Here is a 25,494-nt window from a genome sequence, read left to right on the forward strand (position 1 = left end):
CATGGCCAACCAGACCGGACTCCAGTTCACCCTCGAGCTCGCCGGGGCTGACTCGGCCGACCTGGCGGTGATCGACTTCACCCTGGAAGAGGCGCTCTCCGCGCCATTCACCCTCACGCTGCGCTTCGCCAGCCGCAACGGCAGCCTCGCCGCGAGTGACATCCTCGACCGCCCGGTGAGCCTGACCATCTGGCAGGACGGCGAGGTGCTGCGCCGGGTCCACGCCATCGTCAGCGAGTTCGGCCGCGGCGATCGCGGCCACCGCCGCACGATCTACTCGCTGGTCGCGCGCCCGGCGCTGTGGCGCCTGGGCCTGCGTCACAACTCGCGCATCTTCCAGCAGGTCTCGCCGCTCACGGTCATCAACACCCTGTGCGACGAGCGCGGCCTCACCGACGTGGCCTTCGCCGCCACCCGCGAACCGGTCGAACGCGAGTACCTGACCCAGTACCGCGAGAGCGACCTCGACTTCATCCAGCGCCTGGCCGCCGAGGAGGGACTGTTCTACTTTCATGAGTTTGAAGATGCTCCCGGTGGCACACACCGCCTGGTGTTCGCCGACGCGCCCCAGGTGCTGGCCCACCTGGGCAGCCGCACCTACCACGGCCGCGCCGGCGGCACCCCGCCGAGCCGCCACGTGCGCAAGCTCGAACAGCTCGCTCGGGTCGCCCCGGCTTCGGTCACGCTCAAGGACACCTCGTTCAAGAACCCCGCCTACGCCCAACTCCATGAACACGCCGCGGACGGCCTGGAAGAACACGCCCAAAGAGACGACTACGAACACTACGACTACCCCGGCCGCTACAAGGCCGACGCCTCCGGCGAGGCCTTCACCCGCATTCGCCTGGAGCACCTGAGAAGCGACGCCCTGACCTGCGCCGCCGAAAGCGACCTGCCCGAGCTCGCCCCGGGCACGCGCTTCACCCTCACCGACCACGATCTCGACGAGCTCAACGTCGACTGGCAGGTAGTGTCGGTCACGCACACCGGCAGCCAGCCCCAGGCGCTGGAAGAGGATGGTGTCACTCAGGGTGATGCGGCGGGCCTTGGCCAGATGACCAAGTTCGACAACGAACTGGTGCTGATACCCGCTGACCAGGCCTGGCGTCCCAAACCCAACGCCAAGCCAAGAGTCGACGGCCCGCAGGTCGCCTTCGTCGTCGGCCCCGAGGGCGAGGAGATTTATTGCGACGAGCACGGCCGGGTCAAGGTGCAGTTCCCCTGGGATCGCTACGCCGAGCCGAATGAAACGGCCAGCGCCTGGGTGCGCGTCAGCCAGGGCTGGGCCGGCGGCGGCTACGGCAGTATCGCCATTCCGCGGATCGGCCATGAGGTGGTGGTCAGCTTCCTCGAGGGCGATCCGGATCAGCCGCTGATCACCGGACGCACCTACCACGCGGTGAATACCCCGCCCTACGAACTGCCGGCACACAAGACCCGTACCGTCATCCGCACCCAGAGCCACAAGGGCGAAGGGTTCAACGAACTTCGCTTCGAGGACGAGGCCGGCGAGGAGCAGATCTGGCTGCACGCCCAGAAGGACCTGGAACTGCTCACCAATAACGACCGCACCGAGGAGATCGGCCACGACAGCTTCCTCACCGTGCATCACGACCGCATCGGCGAAGTCGACGCTGACGATCACCTGACGGTCCACGGCAGCCGCCACACCCAGATCGACGGCGACGACCACCTCATCGTCGATGCCAACCGCCACGAGAAGTACGGCCGCGCGCAGCTGGTCGAGGCCGGCCAGGAGATTCACCACAAGGCGGGCATGAAGGTAGTGATCGAAGCCGGCGCCGAGATCACCCTCAAGGCCGGCGGCAGCTTCATCAAGCTCGACCCCAGCGGCGTCACCATCGTCGGCGCCCAAGTCAAGATCAACTCCGGCGGCAGTCCCGGCTCCGGTTCCGGCCAGGCAGCTCAGGCGCCAGAATTGCCGCGGGAGGCAACCGGCGAAGCGCACGAGGCCGTGGCACCGATCCAGCGCCGCGCCCAGCTCACATCGCTTTTGAAGGCGCCAGCCAGTTGCGAGATCTGCGAGTCGGGTAATGGCCAGGAGGGGGCATAAGTGGGCGAGCCGGGCCGTATCACGCATGTGCTGGTGGATGGGGTGCGCTATCCCGATGCCTTCAGGCGGTTGTATTCGCGCGACGATCTCGCCGAAATCGTACCGTTGTACCTGCTTACCCGCTTCAAGGACGTCGCGGCGGAAGGGCCGATTCTGGTGGCACCAAAAGGACGTTGTTTCATCGACGAAATACTTGCCGACGAGGATGGTGAACGAACACGTGCCATGTCACTGATCGCGAGTGCGGCGACCACCGAAGAACTGGTAGACCACCTGCTGGATTTCGTGGAGATCGAGGTCGACGGGGCGCAGCGGCTGCTCAGATTCGCCGATCCGCTGGTGCTGAGACATTGGCTGGCGAGCTATGGCGAGAGTGCGCCGGCCGACGTGATGGGGCCTATCGACGCTTGGCGAGTGGCACAATGGGCGCCGGTCTGGAACAAGCATGAAGGCGCGGCATGGCGAACGTTCGAGGTAGAGGCCGGCAAGGCACCTTCTGACGATCAGCTAGTGCACTCACCTGATAACTTCGCCTCGCCACAGCTCGACGCCCTGGACGCGGTGGCGCGCTGGCAGTTCAAGGAGCGCTTGGCGGAGTATTTCGAGCGCCATGCCGGTGAGGGCTGGTCAGGGCTGGCCTTAGAGAGAAGAGGCGATTGGCTGGAGTCGCGCCTGAATGAGGGCCTGGCCTGGGGGGCACAGACGGAGCGGCAACTCGCCATCTGGGTGGAACTGAGCCTGCACTGGGGGGCCGACTTCATGACGGCTCCGACCGGTCCCTATGCTCGCTGGGTGGCTCAAGATCCACCCCGTGGCAGGTTGCCCCAACAACAGCAGCTGTATGAGTTGGATGCCTGGTGTCGCTCGGCTGAGGGAATCCAAGAGGCTAACAACGAGACAACAAGGAAGTCACACCATGTCTGATCGACAAGCCCAACAGGATGCGCGCGACGCCGAGTTCGGCGAGACTCCCTTCGGGGCGACCGGCATGTGCCCGCTGTATCTCGAATGCGCCATCTTCCCGGTGCGCTACGCCATCGATGAAGCGTCGAGCGAGGAAGAGGCGACACAGGGGCCGCACCCCCTGTCCGATTCATGGCAACAGCATGGCTACCCTGAGCTGCAGACGCGCAGCTACACGCTGCGTCAACTCCGCGATGGGTGGCTCTACGTTTGGGATGAAGTCGACCGAACCTTCCACGAATATCGCGTCGAGGGGCATCAGTTCACGCGGATTCCCTGGCCTGAAAACATCAACGAAACTCGGCCCGACGAACGCGAGGGCGACGGAGAAAGCAAACCCTACCTGCTATATCCGTGCCGCAGTCGGATCTGGCTTGCCTACTCTCCCGCACAGTGGACCTGGCGAATCTGCGAGCACATGCGTTCGAACGTGGATGCTCGCCGACGCTTCATGCGGCCGCTCAACATACGCTCGGCCATCGAAGCCCCCGAGAGTACCGCACATGTGGGACCTTTGAGCGAACTGGGGCAGCATCTGGCCGACATCACCCCGCAGGGTGCGGTTAGCGACTTCGACTCGACCACGGTGATGACACGCACGCTCACCCAGGAGGAGCAGGAGGGAGAGGAAGAGACGGAATATGTCACCCTGGCGCATAAGCCCGAAATCGATCAGAACGCCGTGCTGGCCCAGGTACCCGACAAGGATCAGGCTCTGTTTGTCGCCCTGGACGATCCGCTGGGAGTCGTCAACGACCTGACCATGAACCTGCTGGGCGTGGAGATGGCCCACGAACAGTTCGAGGACGAGACTGGGCACCGTCTCAACACCGCCCTGGTGGTGCAGCGTTTGTGTGGCTTCGATGAGAGCGACTTCCCCGATGCCGTGCGTGACGATCCGGAGAAGCGACGCAGGGCCATTGAACTTCTTGGGCTCCATTATCAACTGCGGCAGAGCGATGAGCTGTCCACCGCCATTAATCGGGGTGGTCCGTTCGATAGAACGATCCGTACGAACGCCAGCGCTAACAGTCGACAGACCCAGCTGGCAGCCTACGAGGCCGAGCTGGCCGATCTTGGCGTCGATCCTCGAGACGATGACGACTACCGCGAATGGAAGGCCAAGGCGATCTGGCGCAGCGATGTGGATTATGACGGAGCACTGGCTTTTATTAATGCACAGCAGCCTAAGCAGGAACAATTGCAGGTTTACAGCCAGCGCTGCCGTGAAGACCTCATCACTTGGCTGGATCGACTTCCCACCTCTGCCCAGGCACTGTGCTTCGATGGCTGCAATGTGATTCAGACCCAGGCGCTGATCGAGTTCACCCATATGGTGAGTCAGGCGCTCGGTGCCAGCGAGGAGGGCCAGCAATGGCTCACCGAGCGAGCCCGTCGACGCGACAACCTGGTGGGGTTGGCACTGTTCAACTTCTCGCCGGAGCTGGAGCAGGCGCTCACCGAAGTGGCGAGAGACTTCATCGAGGCGGAAGAAGCGGACGGCCTGGAAGTATCGGAGGCCACCAGCTATGCCTCGCGGGTCAACGAGATCAAGGCCGTGCTTGACCTCGAAAGCGTTCGCAGCAGCAAGGTCTTCCAGGCTCTGGCGCCCCATGTCCAGGAGTTTCTGAAAGCCCTGGCCACAGCCGTGCAGGGACCGGCGAGGCTCGCCTGGGAAGGGCTGGCCTATCAACTGCTCCCGGCGGCGGGCGCAGGAGCCACGGTTACCACAGAACGGCTTGCCCAAGGGTTGTCGCAGACCATGCAAGTAGCCTTCATGCATCCCGACAATGCGGCCAGGGACACCCAATTGGTTCGTGACGGTGACTACGACGCCCGGCATCATCGTTGGCGGAGAGATGTCGTGCGCCTTCAGAATCGCATCCGAGGGCTGCGGGCAACTCTATCTCGGCCGGCGGCGCCCCATGATCGTGCCGCCCAGATAAGAGACCTCAATGGCCAGCAGCAGCAGTTCGATGAGTTGATGACCCGCGAGCCGAAGCGTTTCGTCGCCCGTCAAAGCGGCAGCCCCAGTGGGCCAGCCGAGACCCTGGGCTTCGACGAGCTGCGTGAACAGCAACGCCTCAAATTGCAGGCAGGCGCTGCCGCCACTCGCGCCCGCATGCAGGGCTGGATGAACCGCTACGGCGGTGGGCTACCGCTGCTGGTCGCCGGGCTCAACCTGCTGAACGTGGGGGTTACCCTAGAGACCATCGAACGTGAGGGTATGGGCGACAACGCCAGGCAATCTCTGATCAGCGGCCTTGGCTACACCACCAGCGCGGTGATGGCGCTCTGGGTGGTTCCCTATTGGAATAAGCATGCGACCAGGACGGCCCTTCTTGGCGACAAAGTAGTCCAGTTGGCCAAAGCTAGCATCAAAGATTGGAGAGGAGCAGGGCAAGCAACCTTTGCCCGTACGGCGGCCAAACTGATCACCCGCGTGGCAGGTATGGCAGTTTTTGGGGCTATTGGAGCGGGTGTGGAATCCTTACAGATCTATGGTCAGCTTGGCTCTGTGACCAGCAATGAGGAAGGAGTGGTTTTGCGAGTCAAATTGCTTAGCACTTCAATAATGGGGGCTGTGTCAGGCTTACAGATTTTCGGGGCTATTGCTGGTCGACTGGCTCCATTTGCTTGGATCATGGCACCTTGGGCTGCCTGGACCTTGGCCATTGCCGGGGTTGTATACCTCTTCGCCACTTACTTTGCCAATAGGTACCACCGCGAGGGCATCCGCCTATGGCTCTATCGGAGTGGCTGGGGTCGATCACCAAATTGGCCAGATGACGATGAGGGGCGTGCTAACGAATGGCGTGCCCTGCTGGAAGCCCTCTATCAGCCGACGGTTCGCTTGGAGCCGGTGACTCGGCTGGGATATCAAGGGCGAAGCCCCGTCAACGTTCACCAGGGCTTCTGGCTCAAGATTGCGCTGCCTTCCATGCTGGCGGGGGAGTCGATCAAGTTGTCCCAGAGTGCGAGCCAAGGATTCTGGGCGCCGTCCTCCAGCATCGAAGAGCGCTCCAGGCGATCGCTTGGTGAGCTTCCGGCATCAGCGGACTATGGCCCGCAGGAGATGCGCGTCTGGCAGGCTTGGCTGCCCGCAGGTGTACAAGCCCCGAACGCCCCTTTTACGCTGTCGGTCGATTACCCCGAAACGCTATTGAGATCCCCTCAAAGCGCTGACTATGTATTCTATAAGCCGCAGGCCGATGAAGGGGCATACGGTTTAGAGCCAAGGGAAAGTAATGCTGTCTGCCAACCTTTAGGTCGTTTTTTTAGCCTAGCAGTTCCGGGCTGAGGAGCCGCTGCTTGGTGGGGAGTTGTAAGTATTCATTAGATTATTCATTTTAAAGGAATATGAGAGATGTGGTTTGTTCAACCAAAAAAGAACTACGTCCCTGAAATGCCATGGGAGCGAATCGGGGAGCCAGAGGTTATGAGCTGGCAGATCAGAGTGAGGGATTATAATACCTTTGTGGCTAATATTGTTTTTTTAATAATGTTGTTGTTTTTGGGAGGGTGGTGGTATTTTTTTGGCTTTGTCGCTGGGGATGATAAGTTTGTCAAAAATGCTTCTATTGCTTTGTTTTTTTTACTGGTTCCTGTAGCCATGAGCATGACCCATCAAACCTCCATTATCGTCTACCGCTTGACGGATAAAGGTTATGAGGTTTTTTCATGGAAGCCACAGATCGACTCGGTCAAGCCGGTGATGAAATGGACGGCCATCGTCTCCGGTGTCGCCGTGTTGGTCGCCACTTTCTTCAACCCGAATTTCCTGTATGGATTGGTAGGGCCGGCGGGCTTTGGTTTGCTTGCATTGGCGATGGGTAATTCGAGTAAATATCAGTCATTGGTGCGCGGAGAAGATCACGATAATCGTAGTTGGGACGTTGTTGAAGAGGTCGTCTTATGGCGAAAACGCAATCTTATAGGGTTGAAAATGACGTTCGACAACGGGGAAGGTTTTAAATATTCAAACTATCAGAAGGTATATTGCAAAAAACATGACTCGGACAGGGTTGTTGAGTTTATCAGAGGCAAGGTTCCAAAAGTGGACTATGTGGAAAGAAAGCTTGATGTCCATACCTATTCTGCCCAGTGAACCCTTGCATTGGGCGCGCTACTGGTGGGACATGAACGAAGCCAGCGTAAAAAGATTCATAAAGAGAATTACCGCAAGAATATCCGCCTGCGCTAAGGCGTAGTCATCGATTCATCACCCGGCCTTCACCAAGAAGGCCCTGGTCCCGCTGTTGCCTGAAATCGCGCAGCGGGGCGGAAAACGACAAAAGCAGGGAAGGCGCCTGAGCGTCTGCCCCGGCGGTAGCGTGAACTTATAAGGCAAAGCTAATTATTTTCCTGTGAAGTTTCATGCTTTATAAGCGAGGTTGCGAGCCATCGATGCAGCCATAATGTTACCAACGACAGGGATAGTAAAATGCTACCGACGAGTTTCAAGGCTTCCTTCGACGTTCAGTTCATTACGGGCCTCTACCAGCGGCTGCAGGAGCATGACGATTCGATTGTGCTACTACTGCGAACCAAGGCGGGGCGGAAGTCCGCTGACCCAGAGAAAGCGTCTTTTGGCGAGATAAGAAATGCCGATGGCAAGATGTTCTTCGGCATGAACGGAAAAGAAGGCATCGTGCACCTCAAGAAGGCTGGGAGCCTCGGTGGGCCGCTACTTGCCTATCTCAAGGAGGAGGGGGTCGGCCAGCAAGACGTCACCTATGATCTTGGTGCCATGGGGGTTTGCGCTTATGCAGTCTTGGTGGCAGTTGTCGGTTTCTTTTATTCCAGCCAAAACTATATGCCTCTTCTGTTTCTTATCCTTCTAGCCTGTATCGCTTGCACGCTGCTTGGGGTGGCGTTGATGGCTCATGCCTATAAAGAAGGCAACGAGGCATGGGCAATTCCGGCCTTGGTTTGCCTGGGCATTGGCGCCCTGCCTACGGCGCCGGCGAGCCTGTTGGTGCTGCCCATGATGACGGCGCTCGGTCGTGCCAAGCTGCAGCGATTACTGCAGCAGGGTGATGGTGAATCGGTAACGGAAGTTTCCCTGCCTCAGTAGTTAGCCGAGTGGGTGCCACAAACGAAAAGCCCGGCCTTGCGGCCGGGCTGGACCTTCGCTTCCTTACATCCTCCTCGGGCATCCTTCCACCCCGAGCATCCTTGGATATCGAGCCTTCCTGACTCGGTCGTCCCTGGCTGAGCCTCCGTGCCCAGTACGGCTTCATTCTGCCAACACGACGTGGCTTGCCGCATTAACCTGTAGCAAGTCACGTAAATACCCTGTCGTGCGCTTCACTTCCACTTGATGTTGCAGCCCATGGAGGGCATCTGCTTGGCATCCGGCGCCTGCCCTGCCAGAACCGCATCTGCGGCTGCACGCAGGTCCTTGCCGGTTACCGGCGTCTCTTTGCTGGGGCGGCTGTCGTCGAATTGGCCGCGGTAGGCCAGTCGATGGTGGCAGTCGTAGAGGAAGAAGTCGGGCGTGCAGGCGGCCTGGAAGGCGCGTGCCACCTCCTGGGTTTCGTCCACCAGATAGGGGAAGTCGTAGCCGCGTGCCTGGGCTTCCTCGACCATGCGCTCGGGGCTGTCGGCCGGGTGTGTCGCAAAGTCGTTGCTGTTGATGGCCACCACCGCGAGGCCACGATCGCCATACTCGCGGGTAAAGTCGGCGAAGGCATCGGCGATGTGCTTCACGAAGGGGCAGTGATTGCAGATGAAGGCCACCAGCAGGGGCGTGTCGCGGAACTGCTCGCTGTCGACTTCCGCCCCGTGGGGATCGGGCAAGCGGAAAGCCGGCAAGGGGCTGTCCAGTTCCGTCATGTGCGAAGGCGTCAATGACATGGATGCGAAGCCTCCTGTTCGTTTGGATGAGTGCTATTGATTGAGTGTCTTGTCCAATAGCAACAGCGCCGCCTGCCAGGAGGAGGCATCGGCCGCTGCGTTGTAGCCGAGCGGCAGGCCGAACTCCTCTGCCAGCGCATCGGCACCGGGATTCGTGAAGCCATGCAAGGCCTGGGGGTAATTGATCACTATGACATCGGCCCCCTGTGCCTCGAGCGCGCGCGCCATGGCGGAAAGGTCGTCCCGCGCGACGAGCGAGTCTGCCCCGCCATTGTGGATCTGCACCGCGCCCTCGAATTCTCCTCGGGCAGAGGCCGCCTGGGTAGGAGCGCCGTGGAAGCTGATGACGGCCTCGAGCGGCATGCCGGACAAGGCCATGTTCATCACGACCCCACCGCCAAAGCAGTAGCCGATGGCCGCCATGCCGGTGTCCGCCACGGCGGGATGCTGGCGCAGCTGGGCCATCGCCGCTTCGAATCGGGCGCGGGCGGCGGGCCAATCCTGCATGACCTGCGAGGAGAATTCGCCCGCCTGGTCGGGGTGCGTGGCAACCTGGCCACCGCCATACATGTCCACCGCCAAGGCCACGAAGCCCAGCGCGGCGAGCTGGTCGGCACGGGCACGGGCATATTCATCGAGCCCCCACCATTCATGAACCACCAGCACGGCCGGCCGAGGTGTCTCATCATTTACGTTGCGTGCCAGGTAGCCTTGGTAGGTTTCACCACCGGTCGAGTACTCGAAGATTTCGCCTTCGACGCGTGGCCCCCAGGCCGGAATGAACTCCGGGTCGGCCTTGGGTTCGGCTTCGGCGGGTATCGGCTGGTTATTCTCCTGGGCCATGGCCGGGCTTATCGCCCATGCTGAGATCAGGCACAAGAGCGTAAAAAGTAGGCGCATGCGCAGCTCTCCTTGCTCGTTTTTCTTGGTCGGGTATCGAAGTCAGAGAGCATCAGTCTCCCATCCACTATTAACATAGCTGCCGACGAAGGGCTGCGTATACCGGCCTACTGCTCAGACGTCATTCGAGCCGTTGTGCGCTGAGATGCCGGCTTCGCTACTGGCTGTGGATGGGCTCGCAGCAACCAGGAGGCGGCGGCGACCCCCGCGAGGCCGAAGATGGCGCCGGGCAGGGCGCCGAGTGCCAGACTGGCGACAATGCCACCCAGCAATGCCGTGCCCCCGACAAGGATCGCCGATGTTCCTGTGGCAGAGACTACATCGCGCTTGCGGCGCATCTCGAAGGTCACTACCGCGACCATGACCGGCGCGACGGAGACGATGCACAGCAGAATCCACCACAGGCGGCCGAGCCAGAAGCCCGCCTCGCCCGGGATACCGGCATCGATGGGCAGGCCCAGGCGTTCGCCCAGCCAGGCGGCCGGAAGTTCGGCGATCTTGTGCCAGAGATAGAGCGGCATGCCCAGCGCGCCGAGGATCGTCACCACCCTGTCGATCCGGCGGCGCTCCAGCAGCCGGCGTACGGGACTTTCGAAGGTCAGCACGACACCGACCTGGACCCACATCACGCCCACCAGGGCCAGAGTGGGCGGCAGCAGATTGCTGGGGATGCCGAAGGCGCCGTCCACCATGGCCACGGGGTAGCCCGAGGCCACGGCGGCAGCCAACCACAGCAGGCCGAGCAGCAGCAGGGCGAGGCCCCAGCCCAGCCCCGAGAAGCGACCGCGCTTCCAGGCGATGCCGAGCTGCTGCGGCAGCAGCCAGACGGCAGCGGCATTGAGCCAGCCAATGCCGCCACCGTTGGCGGTGACCCGGGTACCCAGCTCCAGCAGCTCGCCGGGTGTCGAAATGCCGGCGCGCAGCAGGTCGACTGCAGCGGCGACCAGCAGCAGGCCCGCCACGGCCTTGAGCCCCCAGCGGTTGTCGGCCCACACGCTCAGCGGCAGCAGGGCCTGTACCCCCAGCAGCATCATCAGGAACCAGAGGTGGACGGTCAGCGAGTGGTTGAGGGGGCCGAGCAGGCGACCGCCGGTATAGGCGGCGAGGAGAACGAAGGCCACTAGCACCGCCAGGTAGGTGACGGTGGGGCGCGCCAGGCCAAGCGCCCGGCCGGCCCACCAATGCAGCTGGCGATGCCCTTGCTCCAGCCGGCGTTGGGCACCGTCCGCGCTGACGGCGGCCGAGACGAAAATGAACAGTGGGACCACCTGCAGTACCCAGGTAAGCACGCCGGCGCCCGTCCACACCAGCAGCAGGTGGTCGTTGGTGGTCATCAGGCCGTTCTCGAGCCGCGGCAGGGTAGCAATCCAGTGGCCGAACACGACGACAAGCAGCGCACCGGCGCGCAGGGCGTCGGGATAGCGGTCCCGGCTTGCCTGAGTCTTGCCATTGTCTTTCGATGACGAGTCCAACTTCTGCGTTCCCTGTTTCATGATGTCGCGTTTCCATTCGATCGGCGCTTGCAAATGTTCAACGCCTGGTGGATATTAGTTATCGAACAGTGTTTTTTAATATCATCCATGAAACGCCAGCGCCTTGCAAGCACGCCGTGAGAGTCGCTGAAACCGAGGAAAAAACGCCATGGATACCCACACACTGCTGGTCCATGTCCTGCTGTATGTCTTCCTGCCGCTATGGGGAATCGCCGGCTTCGTCGACTGGTGCTGTCATCGCGCCACGCGAATCGAGGAGACCTCGGGGCTGAAGGAGACCCTGATGCACTCGGCCATGGGCATTCAAGTGGGCATTCCCATTCTCATGTGCCTGCTCTATCGCATCAACGTGCTGGTGCTGCTGCTCTGTCTGCTGGCCTGGGTGCTGCACGAGGTCGTGGCCCACTGGGACGTGCACTACGCCGCACCCCGGCGGCACATCAGCATCTGGGAAATGCATGCGCACAGTTACCTGGCCAGCCTGCCGTTCTACATGCTGGCCATGATCATGGTGATCAACTGGCAGGTGGTGGTGGACCTGGTGACCCTCAACTGGACGGGGCAGATGCATCTCGTGCCCGTTGACGTGCCCCACGGCGGCGAGCGCTACCTGCCCTACTATCTGACCTTCATGGCACTGCTGTGCGTTTTTCCCTACCTCGAAGAGAACCTTCGCTGCCTGCGTCACTACCTGAAGCACAAGGGAGAGTCCGCATGAGCGTCTACATCACCAGTACCGGCCATTACCTGCCGGGTGAGCCCGTGGACAACGAACGGATCGAGGCGGTACTCGGCCTGGTGCACGGCAAGCCGAGCCGGCTGAAGCGACGCATCCTGCAATCCAACGGCATCCGGCAACGCCATTACGCCATCGATGCCGATCACAACACCCTGATCAGCAACGCCGAGATGGCGGCGCGGGCGGGGCAGGCCTGCCTTGACGACGGCTTTCTCGGCAAGTCACGACTCGACATGCTCAGCGTGGCCACCAGCCAGGGCGATCTGGTGCTTCCGGGGTTCGGCAGCATGGTTCAGGCGGAGCTGGGCGTGGCCGGCGTCGAACTGCACAGCAGCCATGGCATCTGCTCCAGCAGCATGATGGCACTCAAGACGGCCTACACCGGGCTGAAGGCCGACGAGCACGACAATGCCCTGGTGATCGCCAGCGAGCTGGCCTCACGCCTGTTCAAGGCCAGCCGCTACGAGGCGGTGTCGGAAGAGGTCGACTTCAACGCTGAATTCCTGCGCTGGATGCTGTCGGACGGCGCCGGGGCGCTGTTGCTGGAAAACGTGCCGCGCCGGCGCTGCTTTCGCATCGACTGGATTCGCGGCTTCTCCCACGCCGACGCCTATCCGGTGTGCATGAGCGTCGGCCGGACGGTCGACGGCGACGAGCGAAGCTGGCAGGACTTCGCCACCTACGGCGAGGCGGAGGCTGCCGGGGCCCTGCTGATCCGCCAGGACGTTCGCCTGCTCGACAACATCGTCAAGCTGGGGGTGGATGGGCTGCTGCGCTTGATCGACGAGCGGCGGGTCGAGGTGGGCAAGGTCGACCATGTGCTCTGCCATTATTCGTCGCACTACTTTCGCGGCAAGATCTTCGACATGTTGACCCAGGCCGGCGCGGCCATCCCCGAGGAGAAGTGGTACACCAACCTCTATACCCGCGGTAACACCGGCTGCGCCTCGATGTTCATCATGCTCGACGAGTTCCGCCGTACCCAGGACTACCAGGCTGGCGACACCATCCTGTGCATGGTGCCGGAAAGCGGCCGCTTCAATAACGTCTACATGCAGCTCACGGTCGTGGAGGAGTAATCATGGAAAGCAAGGTCACTACCCAGTTGGGGCAGGAGTGCCTGCAGGGACTGATGCGCGTCTGGTTCGATTTCGAGCGCCAATTGGGTCGGGTGCCGGTCATCCAGCGTCTGGAACGCGGCAAGTTCACCCGCGAGGATTACCGTAACCTGCTGCTGCACCTGCGTCAGCAGGTGATAGAAGGGGCGCGCTGGATCACCCGCGGTGCCTCCAGCTTCGAGCGGGATTATGCCGACGTGCGCTCGGAGGTGATCGGCCATGCCAAGGAGGAGCATCGCGACTACGAAATGCTGGAGGCGGACTTCGTGGCGGCGGGCGGCGAGCTGAGCGAGATTCGCGCAGGGCAGCGCAATGCCGGCAGCGAGGCGCTGCACGCCTTCATGATGTATCGCGCCAGCCAGCCCAACCCGGTGGACCTGATCGGCGCCATGTGGATCATCGAAGGGCTGGGGCAGAAGATGGCCGGCGACTGGGCCCGGCGGATCGACGAGGCCACCGGTGGCGATGGTCGTTACACCCGCTTCATGCGCTACCACGGCGAGAACGACGACGCCCACCTGGACAAGCTCTACGCACTGATCGATCGGGTATGCGGCACGCCGCAAGACCAGAAATCGATACTGCGCACCGCGCGGGTGGTGGCACGGCTCTACGCTCTGCAACTGGAGGAGGTCGACCATGGCTGATGCCAGGCCGAGGCCTCGCAGCCCCTTCCTGCGTGCGCTTGAATCCGACGATTCGCTGCCCATAGCACCCGAGGCGGTGCGGCTGTGGCTGAACGACATCGAGAGCCCGACGCGCTGGTCGCTGCGCCCGCTGCTGCAATTCCTGCTGGCGATGCTGCTGCATCTGATCTGGTTCGTGAAGCGCCTGCCGCTGCCCCAGTTTCGCGCCCATGGCCTGCTGCAGCGGCTGATCTGCTGGTTCTGCACCCACTTCGTCAGCCCCAGCGCCAACCAGTTGATCCTGCGCCACTTCGCCACCGAGTCCAATATCCTCAACTTCCTCATCGACAACAGCCCGGAGGTGACGGTCGAGCCGCTGACACTCTACCCGCGCCGAATCGACGACATGCTCGATGCCAGCTTCGTCAAGCACGACCAGGAGCTGTTCCGGGTGATCGAGGAGATGGGCCACTGGCGGCAGCGATCGGCACCGCTGGCGCCGGATGCGATCAATTGGCAGCACTGGCACCCGCTGGAGGAGGGCGCCTTCGAACTGCCGCGACGGCGCACGCAGGTGCTGGACTTCGAGAGCGCCCATGCGCTGTTCATGTGCCTGTTCTGCCTGCTGCTGACCCGCGAGGAGTACCGCGACGCCATCAACGGCTTCAACCTCGACCAGTCGATCGCGATACGCATCGGCCAGTTGATCGGCGATCCGACCCTGGCCGAGATGGCCTACAACAAGTACCCGCACTATCTTGTCGGGCCATGGAATCTCAGCCAGCGCTTTCTGATGCACGGTTTCTTCACCGAGTATCTCTACGCGCGGCTGGAGCGGCTCAGATGGGCGTCGCTGGCAAGCGAGTCACTTGTGGAGGAATAGTCGGCGGCATGTTGCCGTGGGCCATATCGGCGCTCATCGGCTCGTATCGTGCGCCCAAACGAAAGCCCGGCCTTGCGGCCGGGCTGGATCTTCGCTTCCTTACTTCCACCTCGAGCTCCCTTCCGCCCGAGCTTCCCTGGATATGAGTCGTCCTGACCCGGTCGTCCCTGGCTGAGCCTCCGTGCTCAGTACGTCTCCACTGTGCCAACGTGAGGTGCCTACCGACGTTAACCTGGAGCAAGTTTCTTGTAAGAAATTGACGATCAGTTTTGTAGGATATGGCTTACATCGTCGCTTCAGCCCGTAAACGGCAGCACGGCGGCATATATCGCGAAGTAGTGGCAGGTGCTGCCGCCGAGCACGAACAGGTGCCAGATGGCGTGGTTGAAGGGGATGGCGTTGATGGCGAAGAACACCACACCGAGGGTATAGGTGATGCCGCCGGCGGTAAGCAGGGCGATGCCGGACGTGGGCAGGCTGGCACTCATCTCCTCGCCGGCGAAGACGATCAGCCAGCCCATGAGCAGGTAGATCGCCACCCGCAGCGCACCGAAGCGGTGGGGCCAGGCCAGCTTGCAGGCGATACCGGCGAACGCCAGGCTCCAGACGATGGCGAACAGCGTCCAGCCGGTAGGACTGCGCATGTTGACCAGCAGAAAGGGGGTATAGGTGCCGGCGATCAGCAGGTAGATGGCGCAGTGGTCCAGATGCTGGAACACGCGCTTGAGACGCGGGTGGCGCACGCCATGGTAGAGCGTCGAGGCGGTGTAGAGCAGCACCAGGGTCACGCCGTAAAGGCTGATGCCGACGATCTTCCACGGGTCGATGTGGGCGGCCATGCTGGCCAGCACCAGCAGAACGATGATGCCGGCCAGGCTCAGCGCCGCGCCGATGCCGTGGCTGATGCTGTTGAGCAACTCCTCTAGGAGATGATGGCGATGGTCGCCTGAGCCTCTGGTGGGTGGCATGGACGTCTCCGTCAGGGGCGCCCCGATGCCGTGTCGACCTCAGGGCTTGCGTTCGATATCCACGTCGCCGGCCTGGGTGAAGTCGCCCAGTGCCATCATGTGGCCGAGCTTTCCCGCCTTGGTGGAGAGATATTGCTCGTTATGAGGGTTGAGACCCGTGGTCAGCGGTACACGTTCCGCGATGGTGACCCCGGCCTGGGTCAGGGCATCGACCTTGCGCGGGTTGTTGGTCATCAACCGCAGGCTGGAAATGCCTAGATGCTCGAGCATTGGCACGCAGAGGTCGTAGCGGCGCAGGTCGGCGCCGAAGCCGAGCTGCTCGTTGGCTTCGACGGTGTCGGCGCCCTGGTCCTGTAGATGATAGGCGCGGATCTTGTTGAGCAGGCCGATGCCGCGGCCCTCCTGACGCAGGTAGAGCAGTACGCCACGCCCTTCGTCGGCGATGCGCTTGAGCGCTTCCTGTAGCTGGTAGCCGCAGTCGCAGCGCATCGAGAACAGTGCGTCGCCGGTCAGGCACTCCGAATGCACCCGGCCGAGTACCGGTTCGCCATCGGCCACGTCGCCCAGCGTCAGGGCGATGTGGTCCTTGCCGGTGGCCTCGTCCTCGAAGCCGTGCATGGTGAAGGTGGCCCAGGGGGTGGGTAGCCGGGAGGCGGCGATGAATCGAATGGTCACGGGGTACCTCGGTCAAGACCACGGCGATGCCGAAAGTGAATCCCGCATTCTAGCAGGAACGCCGGCCCGGCTCACGAAAGTGCGGCATCACCGAACTTGGCCCGGGTCAAGCCGCGCGAAACATGATGCGCTACAATGGGCCGACATTTCCTGTGGATGACTGCCTGCATGGATCTCAAGAACGATCGTTTTCTGCGCGCCCTGATGCGCCAGCCGGTGGATCGCACCCCAGTGTGGATGATGCGCCAGGCCGGCCGCTACCTGCCGGAATACCGCGCGACCCGCGCCGAAGCCGGTGACTTCATGGACCTGTGCCGCAACCACGACCTGGCCTGCGAGGTGACGTTGCAGCCGCTGGAGCGCTACCCGCTGGATGCTGCGATCCTGTTCTCCGATATCCTCACCATCCCCGACGCCATGGGGCTGGGGCTCTACTTCGAGACCGGCGAGGGGCCCAAGTTCCGCAAGCCGGTGCGCAGCGCCGAGGAAGTCGCGGCGCTCACGGTGCCCGATGCCGAGCGTGATCTCGACTACGTGATGCGTGCGGTCTCGACCATTCGCCGCGAGCTCAACGGCCGGGTGCCGCTGATCGGCTTTTCCGGCAGCCCCTGGACGCTGGCCACCTACATGGTGGAGGGCAGTTCGAGCAAGGACTTCCGCCACGTGAAGACCATGCTCTACGACACGCCCAGCGTGATGCACGACCTGCTCGATACCCTGGCCAGCGCGGTGACCGACTACCTCAACGCGCAGATCCGTGCCGGCGCCCAGGCGGTGCAGATCTTCGATACCTGGGGCGGCGCGCTCTCCACGCCGGCCTACCTGGAGTTCTCGCTGCGCTACATGGAGCAGATCGTCGCCGGGCTGATCCGCGAGCACGACGGGCGGCGCGTGCCGGTGATCCTGTTCACCAAGAACGGCGGTCAGTGGCTCGAGGACATCGCCCTGGCCGGCCCCGATGCGGTGGGCATAGACTGGACCACCGAGCTGGCCGACGCGCGGGCCCGGGTGGGCCACAAGGTGGCGCTGCAGGGCAACCTCGACCCCAACGTGCTGTTCGCCCGCCCGGCGGCCATTCGCGCCGAGGTGGGGCGTATCCTCGACAGCTACGGCCACGGGCCAGGCCATATATTCAACCTTGGCCACGGCATCAGCCAGTTCACCGACCCGGACAACGTCACCGCCTTCATGGAGGCGCTGCACGAACTGAGCCCGCGCTACCACCGCAGCATTCAGCACCAAAGTGCCTGAAGCCGGCTGGGTTCGCCGTTGGCATGACCGACACCGACTATGGACGGTGTCGGCCGTTCTGGGCGCGGTGGCCATTGCGGTGGGCAGCCTGACCCCGGGCAGCGAGATGCCCACCCACCTGCCATGGGACAAGCTCAATCATTTCGTCGGCTACGCCGGGCTGGCAGGGCTGGCCGGCTTGGCGGGACTGCCCCTGGTGCGCGCCTTCAGTGCCGTGGTGCTGTTCGGCATCTGCATCGAATACCTGCAGATCGCGGTGCCGGGACGCAGCGGCGGCGACTGGGCCGATATCCTCGCCAATAGCCTTGGCGCGGCAGCAGCCGTGCTGATGCTGGCAGCCGTCAGACGCTACCTGCCGCGATCGTAAAGCATCGAATGCCTCTACGACGACGCCCGCCATCAACCGATGGCGGGCGTCGTCGTGTCTGGGAGAGGCTCGCTTACTGCACTTCGGCACGCTCGATGATAACTGGCTCGCGCGGTACGTCCTGGAACGGCCCTCGGCTACCGGTGGGCAGCCGTTTGATGGCATCGACTACGTCCATACCCTCTACCACACGGCCGAACACCGCATAGCCCCAGGCCTGCCCGGAGTGGGTGCCCTGATGATCGAGGAAGCGGTTGTCGTTGACGTTGATGAAGAATTGAGAGGTGGCCGAGTGCGGGTCGCCGGTACGTGCCATGGCGAGTGTGCCGCGCTCGTTGCGCAGGCCGTTGTCGGCTTCGTTGGTGATCGGCGCGCGCGTCGGCTTCTGCTGGAAGTCCTGATCGAAGCCGCCACCCTGGATCATGAAACCGTCGATGACGCGGTGAAACAGCGTGCCGTCGTAGTGGCCCTCCTGCACGTAGGTGAGGAAGTTGTTTACGCTCTCCGGCGCCTGCTCCTGGAACAGCTCGATGGCGATGGGGCCATGATTGGTATGCAGCACCACGTCGGCCGCGTTGGCCTGGAAAGCGGCCAGCGGCAGGCTGGCGGCGGCGAGCAGGGAAAGCAAGGTTCGCTTCAGCACGGTGAGCTCCTGATTGTGGGTAACTTATGTTCGGCGATTAAACGGTGTGCCTAGCTTACGTCCAGACGCGCTCGCTGTCAGGCTTTCGCCTCGCGATGCGGGGCGCGGCATCCCGCCACGCCGCATACTTTGACATGGATCACAACCCGCCCGGGAAAAGAAGTATCGGGTATGGATATTTAGTCGCGTTGGTCGGACGATGCACCCATGCCGGCCGAGGCAGCCTGTTTCGCATCTCTCCGACCCGTTCGCCCCGGCCATGACCTGACACAGTGACCGGCAGGCGCCAAGCGTCGTCGCCGGCGAGGCGGGAGGTGCCAGCCCATGGTGGCGGAACTCGGAAGCTTTGCCCTGATTCTGGCGCTCTGCCTGGCACTGGCGCAGAGCTTGCTGCCGCTGGTGGGGGTGCGACTCGACGATGACCGCCTGATTCGCAGCGCCCGCTTTCTGGCCAGCGGTCAGTTCGTCTTTCTCTCGCTCTCGTTTGCCGTACTGACATGGGCCTTCGTCGCCAGCGACTTCACGGTGCGCTATGTGGCCGGCCACTCGAGCCTCGAGCAGCCGTTGATCTACCGGCTCACGGCGGTGTGGGGCGGACATGAAGGGTCGCTGCTGCTGTGGGTACTCATGCTGAGTGCATGGGGAGTGGCCGTGGCCTGCTTCAGCCAATCGCTACCCCGAGAAATGACGGCCCGGGTATTGGCCGTCATGGGCATGGTCGGCGTGGGCTTCATCGCCTTCACGCTGTTCACCTCGAACCCGTTCGAGCGCATCGTGCCGGGCCCCATGGACGGCCGCGGAATGAACCCGCTGCTGCAGGACCCGGGCATGATTCTGCATCCCCCGCTGCTCTACATGGGTTACGTGGGCACCGCGGTGGTCTTCGCCTTCGCCATGGCGGCACTGCTCGGAGGTCGGCTCGACCCGGCTTGGGCGCGCTGGTCGCGGCCGTGGACCACGGTGACCTGGGGCTTTCTCACCCTGGGCATTGCGGTGGGGGCGTGGTGGGCCTACTACGAGCTGGGCTGGGGTGGCTGGTGGTTCTGGGATCCGGTGGAGAACGCCTCCTTTCTGCCCTGGCTCACCGCTACCGCTCTGATCCACTCGCTGGCGGTGACCGAGAAGCGCGGCGGCTTCAAGGTATGGACCCTGATGCTGGCTATCGTCACCTTTGCCCTCACCGTGCTCGGTGCTTTCATCGTCCGCTCCGGCGTGATTACCTCGGTGCATGCCTTCGCCAACGACCCCGAGCGCGGCGTCTTCCTCCTCGGCATGCTGAGCCTGACCCTGCTTGGCGCGCTGACGCTCTATGCCTGGCGGGCACCGAGAGTCGGGCTCGGCGGTGCCTTCGCCGGATATTCGCGCGAGTCGCTGTTGCTGGCCAACAACGTGCTGCTGACGGTGGCATGTGCGGCGGTGTTCATCGGCACGCTCTACCCGCTGGCGCTGGATGCCTTCGGCCTGGGCAAGGTCTCGGTGGGGCCGCCCTACTTCGATGCGGTATTTGCCCCGCTGATGCTGCCGCTGCTGCTGCTGGTCGGCCTCGGCCCGGCAGTGACCTGGAAGCAGGCGAATCCCGGGGAGACCTTCCGCCAGCTGCGCTGGGCACTTCTGGTCAGTGGGGTGGCCGGTGGACTGTGGCCACTTGCGTTGGGCGTCTGGCGCCCGATGACGGCGCTCTCGCTGATGCTGGCCATCTGGATCGTGCTCACAGCGCTGCTGGATATCCGCAAGCGGATGGGCTCGGCGCGCCAGCCGTTCGCTACGCGGCTACGGCGGATCGCGCGGCCGAGCTTCCTCGGTATGCACTTGGCCCATGTGGGGCTGGCGCTGGTGGTGGTGGCCATCGCCATGGTCAATACCTACGAGGTCGAGCGCGACGTGCGCCTGGAGCCGGGGCAGAGTGCCTCGGTCGGCGGCTACGATTTCACACTACGGCGCATGGAGAGCGTGCAGGGGCCCAACTGGGAGGCCGATCAGGCGATCATCGACGTGACCCGCGAAGGCCGGCCCGTCGCCCAGCTCGCGCCGCAGCGTCGCTATTACGACACCCATGTGGGCATGCCGATGAATCAGGCTTCGCTCGATCGCAGGCCGACCCGCGACGTCTATGTCTCGCTGGGTGAACGGCTGGAAGGCGATGCCTGGAGCTTTCGGCTCTATTACAAGCCTTACATGGCCTGGATGTGGTTCGGCGGCCTCCTGCTGGCACTGGGTGGCCTGCTGGCTGCCGCCGACAAACGCTATCGTCTGGCCAGTCGCCGCGCTCCCCGTCAGCGGATGGAGAGTGCGGGGGCTCTTCCCGGGGAGGTGACAAGCTGATGAACCGCCGACTGTTGATTCCGCTGGTGGCCACGGTTGCCCTGCTCGGGCTGCTGTACCTTGGACTGGGCATCGATTCCCGTGACTTGCCGTCTCCGCTGGTAGGCAAGCCGGCCCCGCCGTTCGTGCTGGAAGCACTGGAGGACGCCGAGGTCACCCTGACCGAGCAGGACTTCATCGGCGAGGTAGCGCTGGTCAATGTCTGGGCCACCTGGTGCAGCACCTGCCGCGCGGAGAAACCGCTGCTGATGGAACTGGCGCAAGGCGGCATCCCCATTCACGCCTTCAATTACCGCGATGAGCGCGAATCGGCGCTGCGCTATCTCAGCGTCAGCGATAATCCCTACCGCACCATTGCCTATGACCCTGCGGGCGATGCCGGCATCGACTGGGGCGTCTACGCCACGCCGGAAACCTACGTGCTCGATGCCGAAGGCGTGATTCGCTACAAGCGTATCGGACCGCTCACCCGCCAGCTGCTGCTCGATGAAGTGTTGCCGCTGGTTGAGAAACTCAGGGCGGAGTCGCTGCGTGAAGAGCCGCTCGGCAGCAAGGCAAGGAGGGTGGCGCAATCATGATCCCACGAGTCTCCTGCCTTCTGCTTGCCTGGCTGCTGCCCGCCGGGCTTGCCATGGCGCTTGCCATCGGCGAGCCGCTTGAGTTCGCCACCGAGGCCCAGCAGCGCCAGTACGACACCCTGGTGCGCGAGCTGCGCTGCACGGTCTGCCAGAGCGAGACCATCCATGAGTCCAATGCCGAACTCGCCGCCGACATGCGCCGCCGGGTCTACGCCATGACCCTGGCCGGGCAGGACGCCGAGGCCATCGTCGGCTTCATGGTGCAACGCTACGGTGACTATGTGCGCTACCGGCCGCCGCTGCAGGCCAACACCCTGCTGTTGTGGGCCAGCCCTTTTCTGTTGCTGGTAGTCGGGGGCTTCACCTGGTGGCGTATCGTCGTCGGACGCCGGCACATGGCAGCGTACCCTGCATTCACCCGCCGGGAGCGGGCCTTGCTCGATCGGCTGAGCCGTGAGGACACCGGGAGGCAACCATGAACGGATTGTTTCTGCTTTTGGCCATGGGCCTGTGCGGCGTGGCGCTGGGCTTCGTGCTCACACCGCTGCTGCGCGCTCCACGCGACGAGGAGGGGCAGTCCCGTGGCGCGTCCCTGCTGGCCGTACACCGTGACCGGGTGCGCGAGCTGGCCCAGGACCTGGCGTCGGGGATGCTGACCCGAAAACAGCATGACAGTGCGCTGGCCGATCTCGAGCGAGAGCTGCTCGATAGCGGGATCGCCGATCACGATGCATGCTCCGCTACCGAGGGGCAGGGCAAACGGCGTGCATCGCTGGTGGCTGCCTGCGCCAGTGTCGCCTTGTTGCCGTTCCTTGCCACTGGCCTCTACCTGACGGTGGGGCATGCCGAGGAGGTCTTCGCGACTCAGGCGCCGGCAGGAGCGGCGATCGCCGAAGCCGAGCCGCTTTCTGAGGGCGACCGGCGCCGTGAGTTCGAGCATCTGGCCCGGCAGCTGCAGGGCCGCCTGGCGCAGGAACCTACCGATCTGCAGAGCTGGGTCCTGCTTGGCCGCACTCTGGTATTCCTCGACGACCTGCCAGCCGCCGAGCGTGCCTTTCGCGAGGCCATGGTGCACGGCGGCGAGCGCGACCCTGATCTGCTGAGCCGGTACGCCGACTTGCTGGCCGAGCGCAAGGGCAGCCTGGCTGGCGAGCCTGCGGCGTTAATCGAGCGCGCCCTGGCCATCGACCCCGAGCATGTCCAGGCGCTGTGGCTGGCGGGCACGCTGGCGCTGCAACAGGCGGACGAGACCGCCGCGCGACGCTACTGGCAGCGTCTGCTCGGCGTGTTGCCGGCGGAGTCTGCCGAGGCCGAGGTGATTCGAGGCAATCTCGATCAGCTTGGCCAAGCTGGCGACGGCCTTCACGACGGGGCTCAGGCAAGGAGGGAGACATGAAGAATTCGTTGAGCCGTGAGGCCCTGCAGGCGGTGCGCCAGGTGCCGCTGTTCGCCGGTCTGGAAGACGAGACCCTGGCGCTGCTCACCGGCGGTGCCGTGGAGCGCAGCTACCGTCGCGGTTCGCTGTTGTTCAGCAAGGGCGAACCGGCGGACCGCTTCTATGTGGTGCTCGACGGTTGGGTGAAGCTGTTCCGCGAAAGCGCCGAAGGCAACGAGTGCATGGTCGGGCTGTTCACCCGCGGCGAATCCTTCGCCGAGGCGGCGATGTTCGACCGGCTGGGCTTTCCGGTCAACGCGGCGGTGGCCGAGGATGCACGGCTGCTGCTCTTCCCTGCCGACCACTTCCTTACCACGCTGGAGCGCAACCATGGCTTGGCGCTCAATATGCTCGCCAACCTCTCCGGCATGCTGCGCTCGCTGGTACGCCAGCTCGACCAGCTCACCCTGCAGCCCACCTACCAGCGTCTGGCGGCCTTCATCGTCTCGCTGTGCCCCGACGAGGATGGCCCCGTCAGGGTCTGCCTGCCCTGCGACAAGCTGCTGATCGCCGGTCGGCTGGGCATGAAGCCGGAAAGTTTTTCCCGAGCCATGGCGCGACTACGGGAAGTGGGCGTCAGCTGCGAGCGCAACTGCGTGTATGTCGAAGACATCACCACCTTGCGCCGTTTCGCCAATACCTCCGAAGAAGTGCTCTCGCCGTTGCCGAGCGCCGTCCAGGGCAGTCGGCAAGCGGCCATGCTACGCCCCTGCCGCTGAGTCGTCTCGGCCGGCGATACCTTCCACCTCTCCAAACGGCCCGCTCGGCGGGTCGTTGCATGTCGGGATGCGATTTCTTTTCTCCTCCTCTGACATAAGTCAACTCCAGGATGCATCAATTGACAGTGGTCAAGTGAGCCGGAAGACAAAATTGCTACTAATGGCGGTAGGTGGGGGGTGGCTGAAGGACCTGGTCGCAGCACCAAGAAGAAAAGGTCATGCCGGGCACCCGCCAGCCACACCCGAAGGGGAAACCAAGCGAGGCACGTTATGCACAAGAGAGCATTGACCAAGGGGATCTTCGCCCTCAGCTTCCCGTTGGCTGCCATGAGTACCGTTCAGGCCGCTGCACCGGAGCTGACCGCCGAGGAGATGGATCGCGCCAATACCATCTACTTCCAGCGCTGTGCCGGCTGCCACGGCACCACGCGCAACGGTGCCACCGGCCCGAACCTGCTGCCAGAGACCACTCAGGAACTGGGCCAGCGTCGTCTGGAGAGCATCATCACGCTGGGCACCGAAGGCGGCATGAACAACTTCGACGGCATCCTCTCCGGAGATGACATTACGCTGATTTCGAAGTACATCCAGCACGACCCGGTCGATCCGCCTGAGATGTCGCTGGCCGACATGAAGGAGCGCTGGCAGGTCTTCGTCGCGCCGGAGGATCTGCCCACCGAGCCCCAGCACGATCTCAACTGGGAAAACTTCATGGTCACCATCCTGCGTGACCGTGGCGCCATGGGCATCATCGACGCCGACACCAAGGAGCTGGTCACCGAGGTCGAGACCGGCTACGCGGTGCACGTGGCCAAGGAGAGCTCCGACGGCCGCTTCTGGTACGTCCAGGGCCGTGACGGCCGCCTCTCCAAGATCGACCTGTGGATGGACCCGCCGCAGGTCACCGCCGAAGTCTTCATCGGCTATGACGCCCGCGACGTGGCGGTCTCCCACTACGGCGAGTGGAAGGACAAGTACGTCATCGGCGGTTCCTACTGGCCGCCGCACTTCGTGATCGCCGATGCCGAGACCATGGAGCCGCTCAAGGTCGTCTCCACCCGCAGCTACGACACCGAAGGCAACTTCCGCAACGAGGCGCGCGTCGCGGCGCTCTACAACACCCCGCACGCCCCCACCTTCCTGGTCAACGTCAAGGAGTCCGGCCAGGTCTGGCAGGTCGACTACAGCGACATCGACAACCTGCGCATCGACCAGATGGAGACCGCGGAATTCCTGCACGACGGCTTCTTCGATCCCACCGGTCGCTACTTCCAGATCGCCGCCAACATGAGCGACAAGATGGTGTTCATCGACACCGAGACGCGCAAGCTGGTCAGCATGCTGGAGACCGGTACCAAGCCTCATCCGGGGCCGGGCGCCAACTGGGTCGATCCTGAATGCGGCCCGGTGGCCGGCACCACCCACTTGGGTGAGGGCCTGTTGACCTTCTGGGGCAACGATCCCGAAGGGCATCCCGATCAGGCCTGGCAGATCTGCGACCAGATCGAGACCGACGGCCCGGGGCTGTTCGTGCGCACCCATCCCGATTCGCCCCACGTGTGGATCGATCAGGCCATGCACCCCGAGCCCGACGTCAACCAGTGGGTCATGGTCATGAACAAGGAGACCCGCGAGCTGACGCCAATCCACGTCGCCGACCGTCCGCTGGAGCACGATGCCGTGGCGGTGCACATGGAGTACGACCAGACCGGTACCGAGGTGTGGGTCTCCATCTGGGCACGCGGTGAGGGTCACCAGAACGACGGTGCCATCGTCGTCTTCGATGACAAGACCCTGGAAGTGAAGGCGGTCGTCGAGGGACTCAACACGCCGACCGGCAAGTTCAACGTCTACAACCGCAAGCATCACGTCGGCTGATCG

23 protein-coding genes are annotated in these 25,494 nt (G+C 63.3%); 17 read left to right on the forward strand and 6 right to left on the reverse strand.

Features of this window, described 5'->3' with window-relative positions; all coding sequences use genetic code 11:
• The first annotated feature begins 1 nt into the window (after position 1).
• The 5 genes from HNO53_RS00520 (at position 2) to HNO53_RS00540 (ending at position 8,114) form a co-directional block, all read left to right on the forward strand.
• Positions 2–2,074, forward strand: coding sequence for a type VI secretion system Vgr family protein (locus HNO53_RS00520; RefSeq protein ID WP_209475288.1), 2,073 nt, complete (start codon positions 2–4; stop codon positions 2,072–2,074).
• On the forward strand, positions 2,075–2,998 hold the full coding sequence (locus HNO53_RS00525; RefSeq protein WP_209475290.1) for a DUF4123 domain-containing protein: 924 nt from the start codon (positions 2,075–2,077) through the stop codon (positions 2,996–2,998).
• Positions 2,991–6,338: a T6SS effector BTH_I2691 family protein gene (locus tag HNO53_RS00530; RefSeq protein WP_209475292.1), complete on the forward strand. Its 3,348-nt coding sequence runs from the start codon at positions 2,991–2,993 to the stop codon at positions 6,336–6,338. Before HNO53_RS00525 ends, HNO53_RS00530 begins: the two co-directional genes overlap by 8 nt.
• A 138-nt stretch (positions 6,339–6,476) precedes the next feature.
• Positions 6,477–7,145, forward strand: coding sequence for a hypothetical protein (locus HNO53_RS00535; RefSeq protein ID WP_209475294.1), 669 nt, complete (start codon positions 6,477–6,479; stop codon positions 7,143–7,145).
• 336 nt (positions 7,146–7,481) lie between these two features.
• A complete protein-coding gene (locus tag HNO53_RS00540; protein WP_209475296.1) occupies positions 7,482–8,114 on the forward strand; it encodes a hypothetical protein in 633 nt (210 codons plus the stop codon).
• Positions 8,115–8,347: 233 nt separating this feature from the next.
• On the opposite strand, the gene HNO53_RS00545 is transcribed toward HNO53_RS00540, so the two are convergent.
• From HNO53_RS00545 to HNO53_RS00555, 3 genes are all read right to left on the reverse strand, one after another.
• The gene (locus HNO53_RS00545; protein ID WP_209475297.1) at positions 8,348–8,896 is read right to left on the reverse strand and encodes a thioredoxin family protein; all 549 of its coding nucleotides are present in this window, start codon (positions 8,894–8,896) and stop codon (positions 8,348–8,350) included.
• Positions 8,897–8,929: 33 nt separating this feature from the next.
• Positions 8,930–9,796, reverse strand: coding sequence for a dienelactone hydrolase family protein (locus HNO53_RS00550; protein WP_209475299.1), 867 nt, complete (start codon positions 9,794–9,796; stop codon positions 8,930–8,932).
• Positions 9,797–9,903: 107 nt separating this feature from the next.
• Complete coding sequence (locus tag HNO53_RS00555) at positions 9,904–11,289, reverse strand: acyltransferase family protein (RefSeq protein WP_209475301.1); 1,386 nt, start codon at positions 11,287–11,289, stop codon at positions 9,904–9,906.
• Positions 11,290–11,437: 148 nt separating this feature from the next.
• On the opposite strand from HNO53_RS00555, the gene HNO53_RS00560 reads away from it, so the two are divergent.
• The 4 genes from HNO53_RS00560 to HNO53_RS00575 are packed head-to-tail and all read left to right on the forward strand — an operon-like array spanning position 11,438 to position 14,655.
• Positions 11,438–12,007, forward strand: a complete 570-nt coding sequence (locus HNO53_RS00560; RefSeq protein WP_209475303.1) for a diguanylate cyclase — start codon at positions 11,438–11,440, stop codon at positions 12,005–12,007.
• Complete coding sequence (locus HNO53_RS00565) at positions 12,004–13,107, forward strand: beta-ketoacyl-ACP synthase III (protein WP_209475305.1); 1,104 nt, start codon at positions 12,004–12,006, stop codon at positions 13,105–13,107. Before HNO53_RS00560 ends, HNO53_RS00565 begins: the two co-directional genes overlap by 4 nt.
• 2 nt (positions 13,108–13,109) lie before the next feature.
• Positions 13,110–13,793, forward strand: coding sequence for an iron-containing redox enzyme family protein (locus HNO53_RS00570; RefSeq protein WP_209475307.1), 684 nt, complete (start codon positions 13,110–13,112; stop codon positions 13,791–13,793).
• Positions 13,786–14,655: a DUF6999 family protein gene (locus tag HNO53_RS00575; protein WP_209475309.1), complete on the forward strand. Its 870-nt coding sequence runs from the start codon at positions 13,786–13,788 to the stop codon at positions 14,653–14,655. Before HNO53_RS00570 ends, HNO53_RS00575 begins: the two co-directional genes overlap by 8 nt.
• A 296-nt stretch (positions 14,656–14,951) precedes the next feature.
• Here the strand turns inward: HNO53_RS00575 and trhA are convergent, their stop codons facing one another.
• Positions 14,952–15,623, reverse strand: a complete 672-nt coding sequence (trhA, locus tag HNO53_RS00580; RefSeq protein ID WP_209475311.1) for a PAQR family membrane homeostasis protein TrhA — start codon at positions 15,621–15,623, stop codon at positions 14,952–14,954.
• Positions 15,624–15,662: 39 nt separating this feature from the next.
• Positions 15,663–16,298, reverse strand: a complete 636-nt coding sequence (gene ribA, locus HNO53_RS00585; RefSeq protein WP_209475313.1) for a GTP cyclohydrolase II — start codon at positions 16,296–16,298, stop codon at positions 15,663–15,665.
• Positions 16,299–16,466: 168 nt separating this feature from the next.
• Between ribA and hemE the strand changes: the two genes are divergently transcribed.
• Together hemE and HNO53_RS00595 are read left to right on the forward strand one after the other, a co-directional pair.
• Positions 16,467–17,549, forward strand: a complete 1,083-nt coding sequence (hemE, locus tag HNO53_RS00590; RefSeq protein WP_209475315.1) for a uroporphyrinogen decarboxylase — start codon at positions 16,467–16,469, stop codon at positions 17,547–17,549.
• A gap of 46 nt (positions 17,550–17,595) precedes the next feature.
• Entirely contained in the window at positions 17,596–17,916 is a 321-nt protein-coding gene (locus tag HNO53_RS00595) for a VanZ family protein (protein WP_242597503.1), read from the forward strand.
• Between the two features lie 73 nt (positions 17,917–17,989).
• Here HNO53_RS00595 and HNO53_RS00600 read toward each other — a convergent pair whose 3' ends face one another.
• On the reverse strand, positions 17,990–18,511 hold the full coding sequence (locus HNO53_RS00600; protein WP_275951370.1) for a peptidylprolyl isomerase: 522 nt from the start codon (positions 18,509–18,511) through the stop codon (positions 17,990–17,992).
• A gap of 372 nt (positions 18,512–18,883) precedes the next feature.
• On the opposite strand from HNO53_RS00600, the gene HNO53_RS00605 reads away from it, so the two are divergent.
• The 6 genes from HNO53_RS00605 to HNO53_RS00630 all read left to right on the forward strand — a co-directional run bounded on the left by HNO53_RS00605 (position 18,884) and on the right by HNO53_RS00630 (position 25,491).
• Positions 18,884–20,881 (forward strand): heme lyase CcmF/NrfE family subunit, encoded by a 1,998-nt coding sequence (locus HNO53_RS00605; RefSeq protein ID WP_209475321.1) that lies wholly within the window; start codon positions 18,884–18,886, stop codon positions 20,879–20,881.
• On the forward strand, positions 20,881–21,459 hold the full coding sequence (locus HNO53_RS00610; RefSeq protein WP_209475323.1) for a DsbE family thiol:disulfide interchange protein: 579 nt from the start codon (positions 20,881–20,883) through the stop codon (positions 21,457–21,459). Before HNO53_RS00605 ends, HNO53_RS00610 begins: the two co-directional genes overlap by 1 nt.
• Positions 21,456–21,938, forward strand: coding sequence for a cytochrome c-type biogenesis protein (locus HNO53_RS00615; RefSeq protein ID WP_209475325.1), 483 nt, complete (start codon positions 21,456–21,458; stop codon positions 21,936–21,938). Before HNO53_RS00610 ends, HNO53_RS00615 begins: the two co-directional genes overlap by 4 nt.
• Positions 21,935–22,855 carry a c-type cytochrome biogenesis protein CcmI gene (gene ccmI / locus HNO53_RS00620; protein ID WP_209475327.1) on the forward strand — a complete coding sequence of 307 codons (921 nt, stop codon included), beginning with the start codon at positions 21,935–21,937 and terminating at the stop codon, positions 22,853–22,855. Before HNO53_RS00615 ends, ccmI begins: the two co-directional genes overlap by 4 nt.
• Positions 22,852–23,613 carry a Crp/Fnr family transcriptional regulator gene (locus tag HNO53_RS00625; protein ID WP_209475329.1) on the forward strand — a complete coding sequence of 254 codons (762 nt, stop codon included), beginning with the start codon at positions 22,852–22,854 and terminating at the stop codon, positions 23,611–23,613. Before ccmI ends, HNO53_RS00625 begins: the two co-directional genes overlap by 4 nt.
• A 270-nt stretch (positions 23,614–23,883) precedes the next feature.
• Positions 23,884–25,491 (forward strand): cytochrome D1 domain-containing protein, encoded by a 1,608-nt coding sequence (locus tag HNO53_RS00630; protein ID WP_209475331.1) that lies wholly within the window; start codon positions 23,884–23,886, stop codon positions 25,489–25,491.
• Positions 25,492–25,494: the final 3 nt, after the last annotated feature.

Origin of the sequence: Billgrantia antri, from assembly GCF_017868935.1 — a bacterium.
GTDB classification, from domain to species: domain Bacteria; phylum Pseudomonadota; class Gammaproteobacteria; order Pseudomonadales; family Halomonadaceae; genus Halomonas; species Halomonas antri.

What these genes read in the sequence shown, in the direction of transcription:
- HNO53_RS00520 (WP_209475288.1), top strand. Translation starts at nt 2, where the DNA reads ATGGCCAACCAGACCGGACTCCAGTTCACCCTCGAGCTCGCCGGGGCT.
- HNO53_RS00530 (WP_209475292.1), top strand. Translation starts at nt 2,991, where the DNA reads ATGTCTGATCGACAAGCCCAACAGGATGCGCGCGACGCCGAGTTCGGC.
- HNO53_RS00535 (WP_209475294.1), top strand. Translation starts at nt 6,477, where the DNA reads ATGAGCTGGCAGATCAGAGTGAGGGATTATAATACCTTTGTGGCTAAT.
- HNO53_RS00540 (WP_209475296.1), top strand. Translation starts at nt 7,482, where the DNA reads ATGCTACCGACGAGTTTCAAGGCTTCCTTCGACGTTCAGTTCATTACG.
- HNO53_RS00545 (WP_209475297.1), bottom strand. Translation starts at nt 8,896, where the DNA reads ATGTCATTGACGCCTTCGCACATGACGGAACTGGACAGCCCCTTGCCG.
- HNO53_RS00550 (WP_209475299.1), bottom strand. Translation starts at nt 9,796, where the DNA reads ATGCGCCTACTTTTTACGCTCTTGTGCCTGATCTCAGCATGGGCGATA.
- HNO53_RS00555 (WP_209475301.1), bottom strand. Translation starts at nt 11,289, where the DNA reads ATGAAACAGGGAACGCAGAAGTTGGACTCGTCATCGAAAGACAATGGC.
- HNO53_RS00560 (WP_209475303.1), top strand. Translation starts at nt 11,438, where the DNA reads ATGGATACCCACACACTGCTGGTCCATGTCCTGCTGTATGTCTTCCTG.
- HNO53_RS00565 (WP_209475305.1), top strand. Translation starts at nt 12,004, where the DNA reads ATGAGCGTCTACATCACCAGTACCGGCCATTACCTGCCGGGTGAGCCC.
- HNO53_RS00570 (WP_209475307.1), top strand. Translation starts at nt 13,110, where the DNA reads ATGGAAAGCAAGGTCACTACCCAGTTGGGGCAGGAGTGCCTGCAGGGA.
- HNO53_RS00575 (WP_209475309.1), top strand. Translation starts at nt 13,786, where the DNA reads ATGGCTGATGCCAGGCCGAGGCCTCGCAGCCCCTTCCTGCGTGCGCTT.
- trhA (WP_209475311.1), bottom strand. Translation starts at nt 15,623, where the DNA reads ATGCCACCCACCAGAGGCTCAGGCGACCATCGCCATCATCTCCTAGAG.
- hemE (WP_209475315.1), top strand. Translation starts at nt 16,467, where the DNA reads ATGGATCTCAAGAACGATCGTTTTCTGCGCGCCCTGATGCGCCAGCCG.
- HNO53_RS00605 (WP_209475321.1), top strand. Translation starts at nt 18,884, where the DNA reads ATGGTGGCGGAACTCGGAAGCTTTGCCCTGATTCTGGCGCTCTGCCTG.
- HNO53_RS00610 (WP_209475323.1), top strand. Translation starts at nt 20,881, where the DNA reads ATGAACCGCCGACTGTTGATTCCGCTGGTGGCCACGGTTGCCCTGCTC.
- HNO53_RS00615 (WP_209475325.1), top strand. Translation starts at nt 21,456, where the DNA reads ATGATCCCACGAGTCTCCTGCCTTCTGCTTGCCTGGCTGCTGCCCGCC.
- ccmI (WP_209475327.1), top strand. Translation starts at nt 21,935, where the DNA reads ATGAACGGATTGTTTCTGCTTTTGGCCATGGGCCTGTGCGGCGTGGCG.
- HNO53_RS00625 (WP_209475329.1), top strand. Translation starts at nt 22,852, where the DNA reads ATGAAGAATTCGTTGAGCCGTGAGGCCCTGCAGGCGGTGCGCCAGGTG.
- HNO53_RS00630 (WP_209475331.1), top strand. Translation starts at nt 23,884, where the DNA reads ATGCACAAGAGAGCATTGACCAAGGGGATCTTCGCCCTCAGCTTCCCG.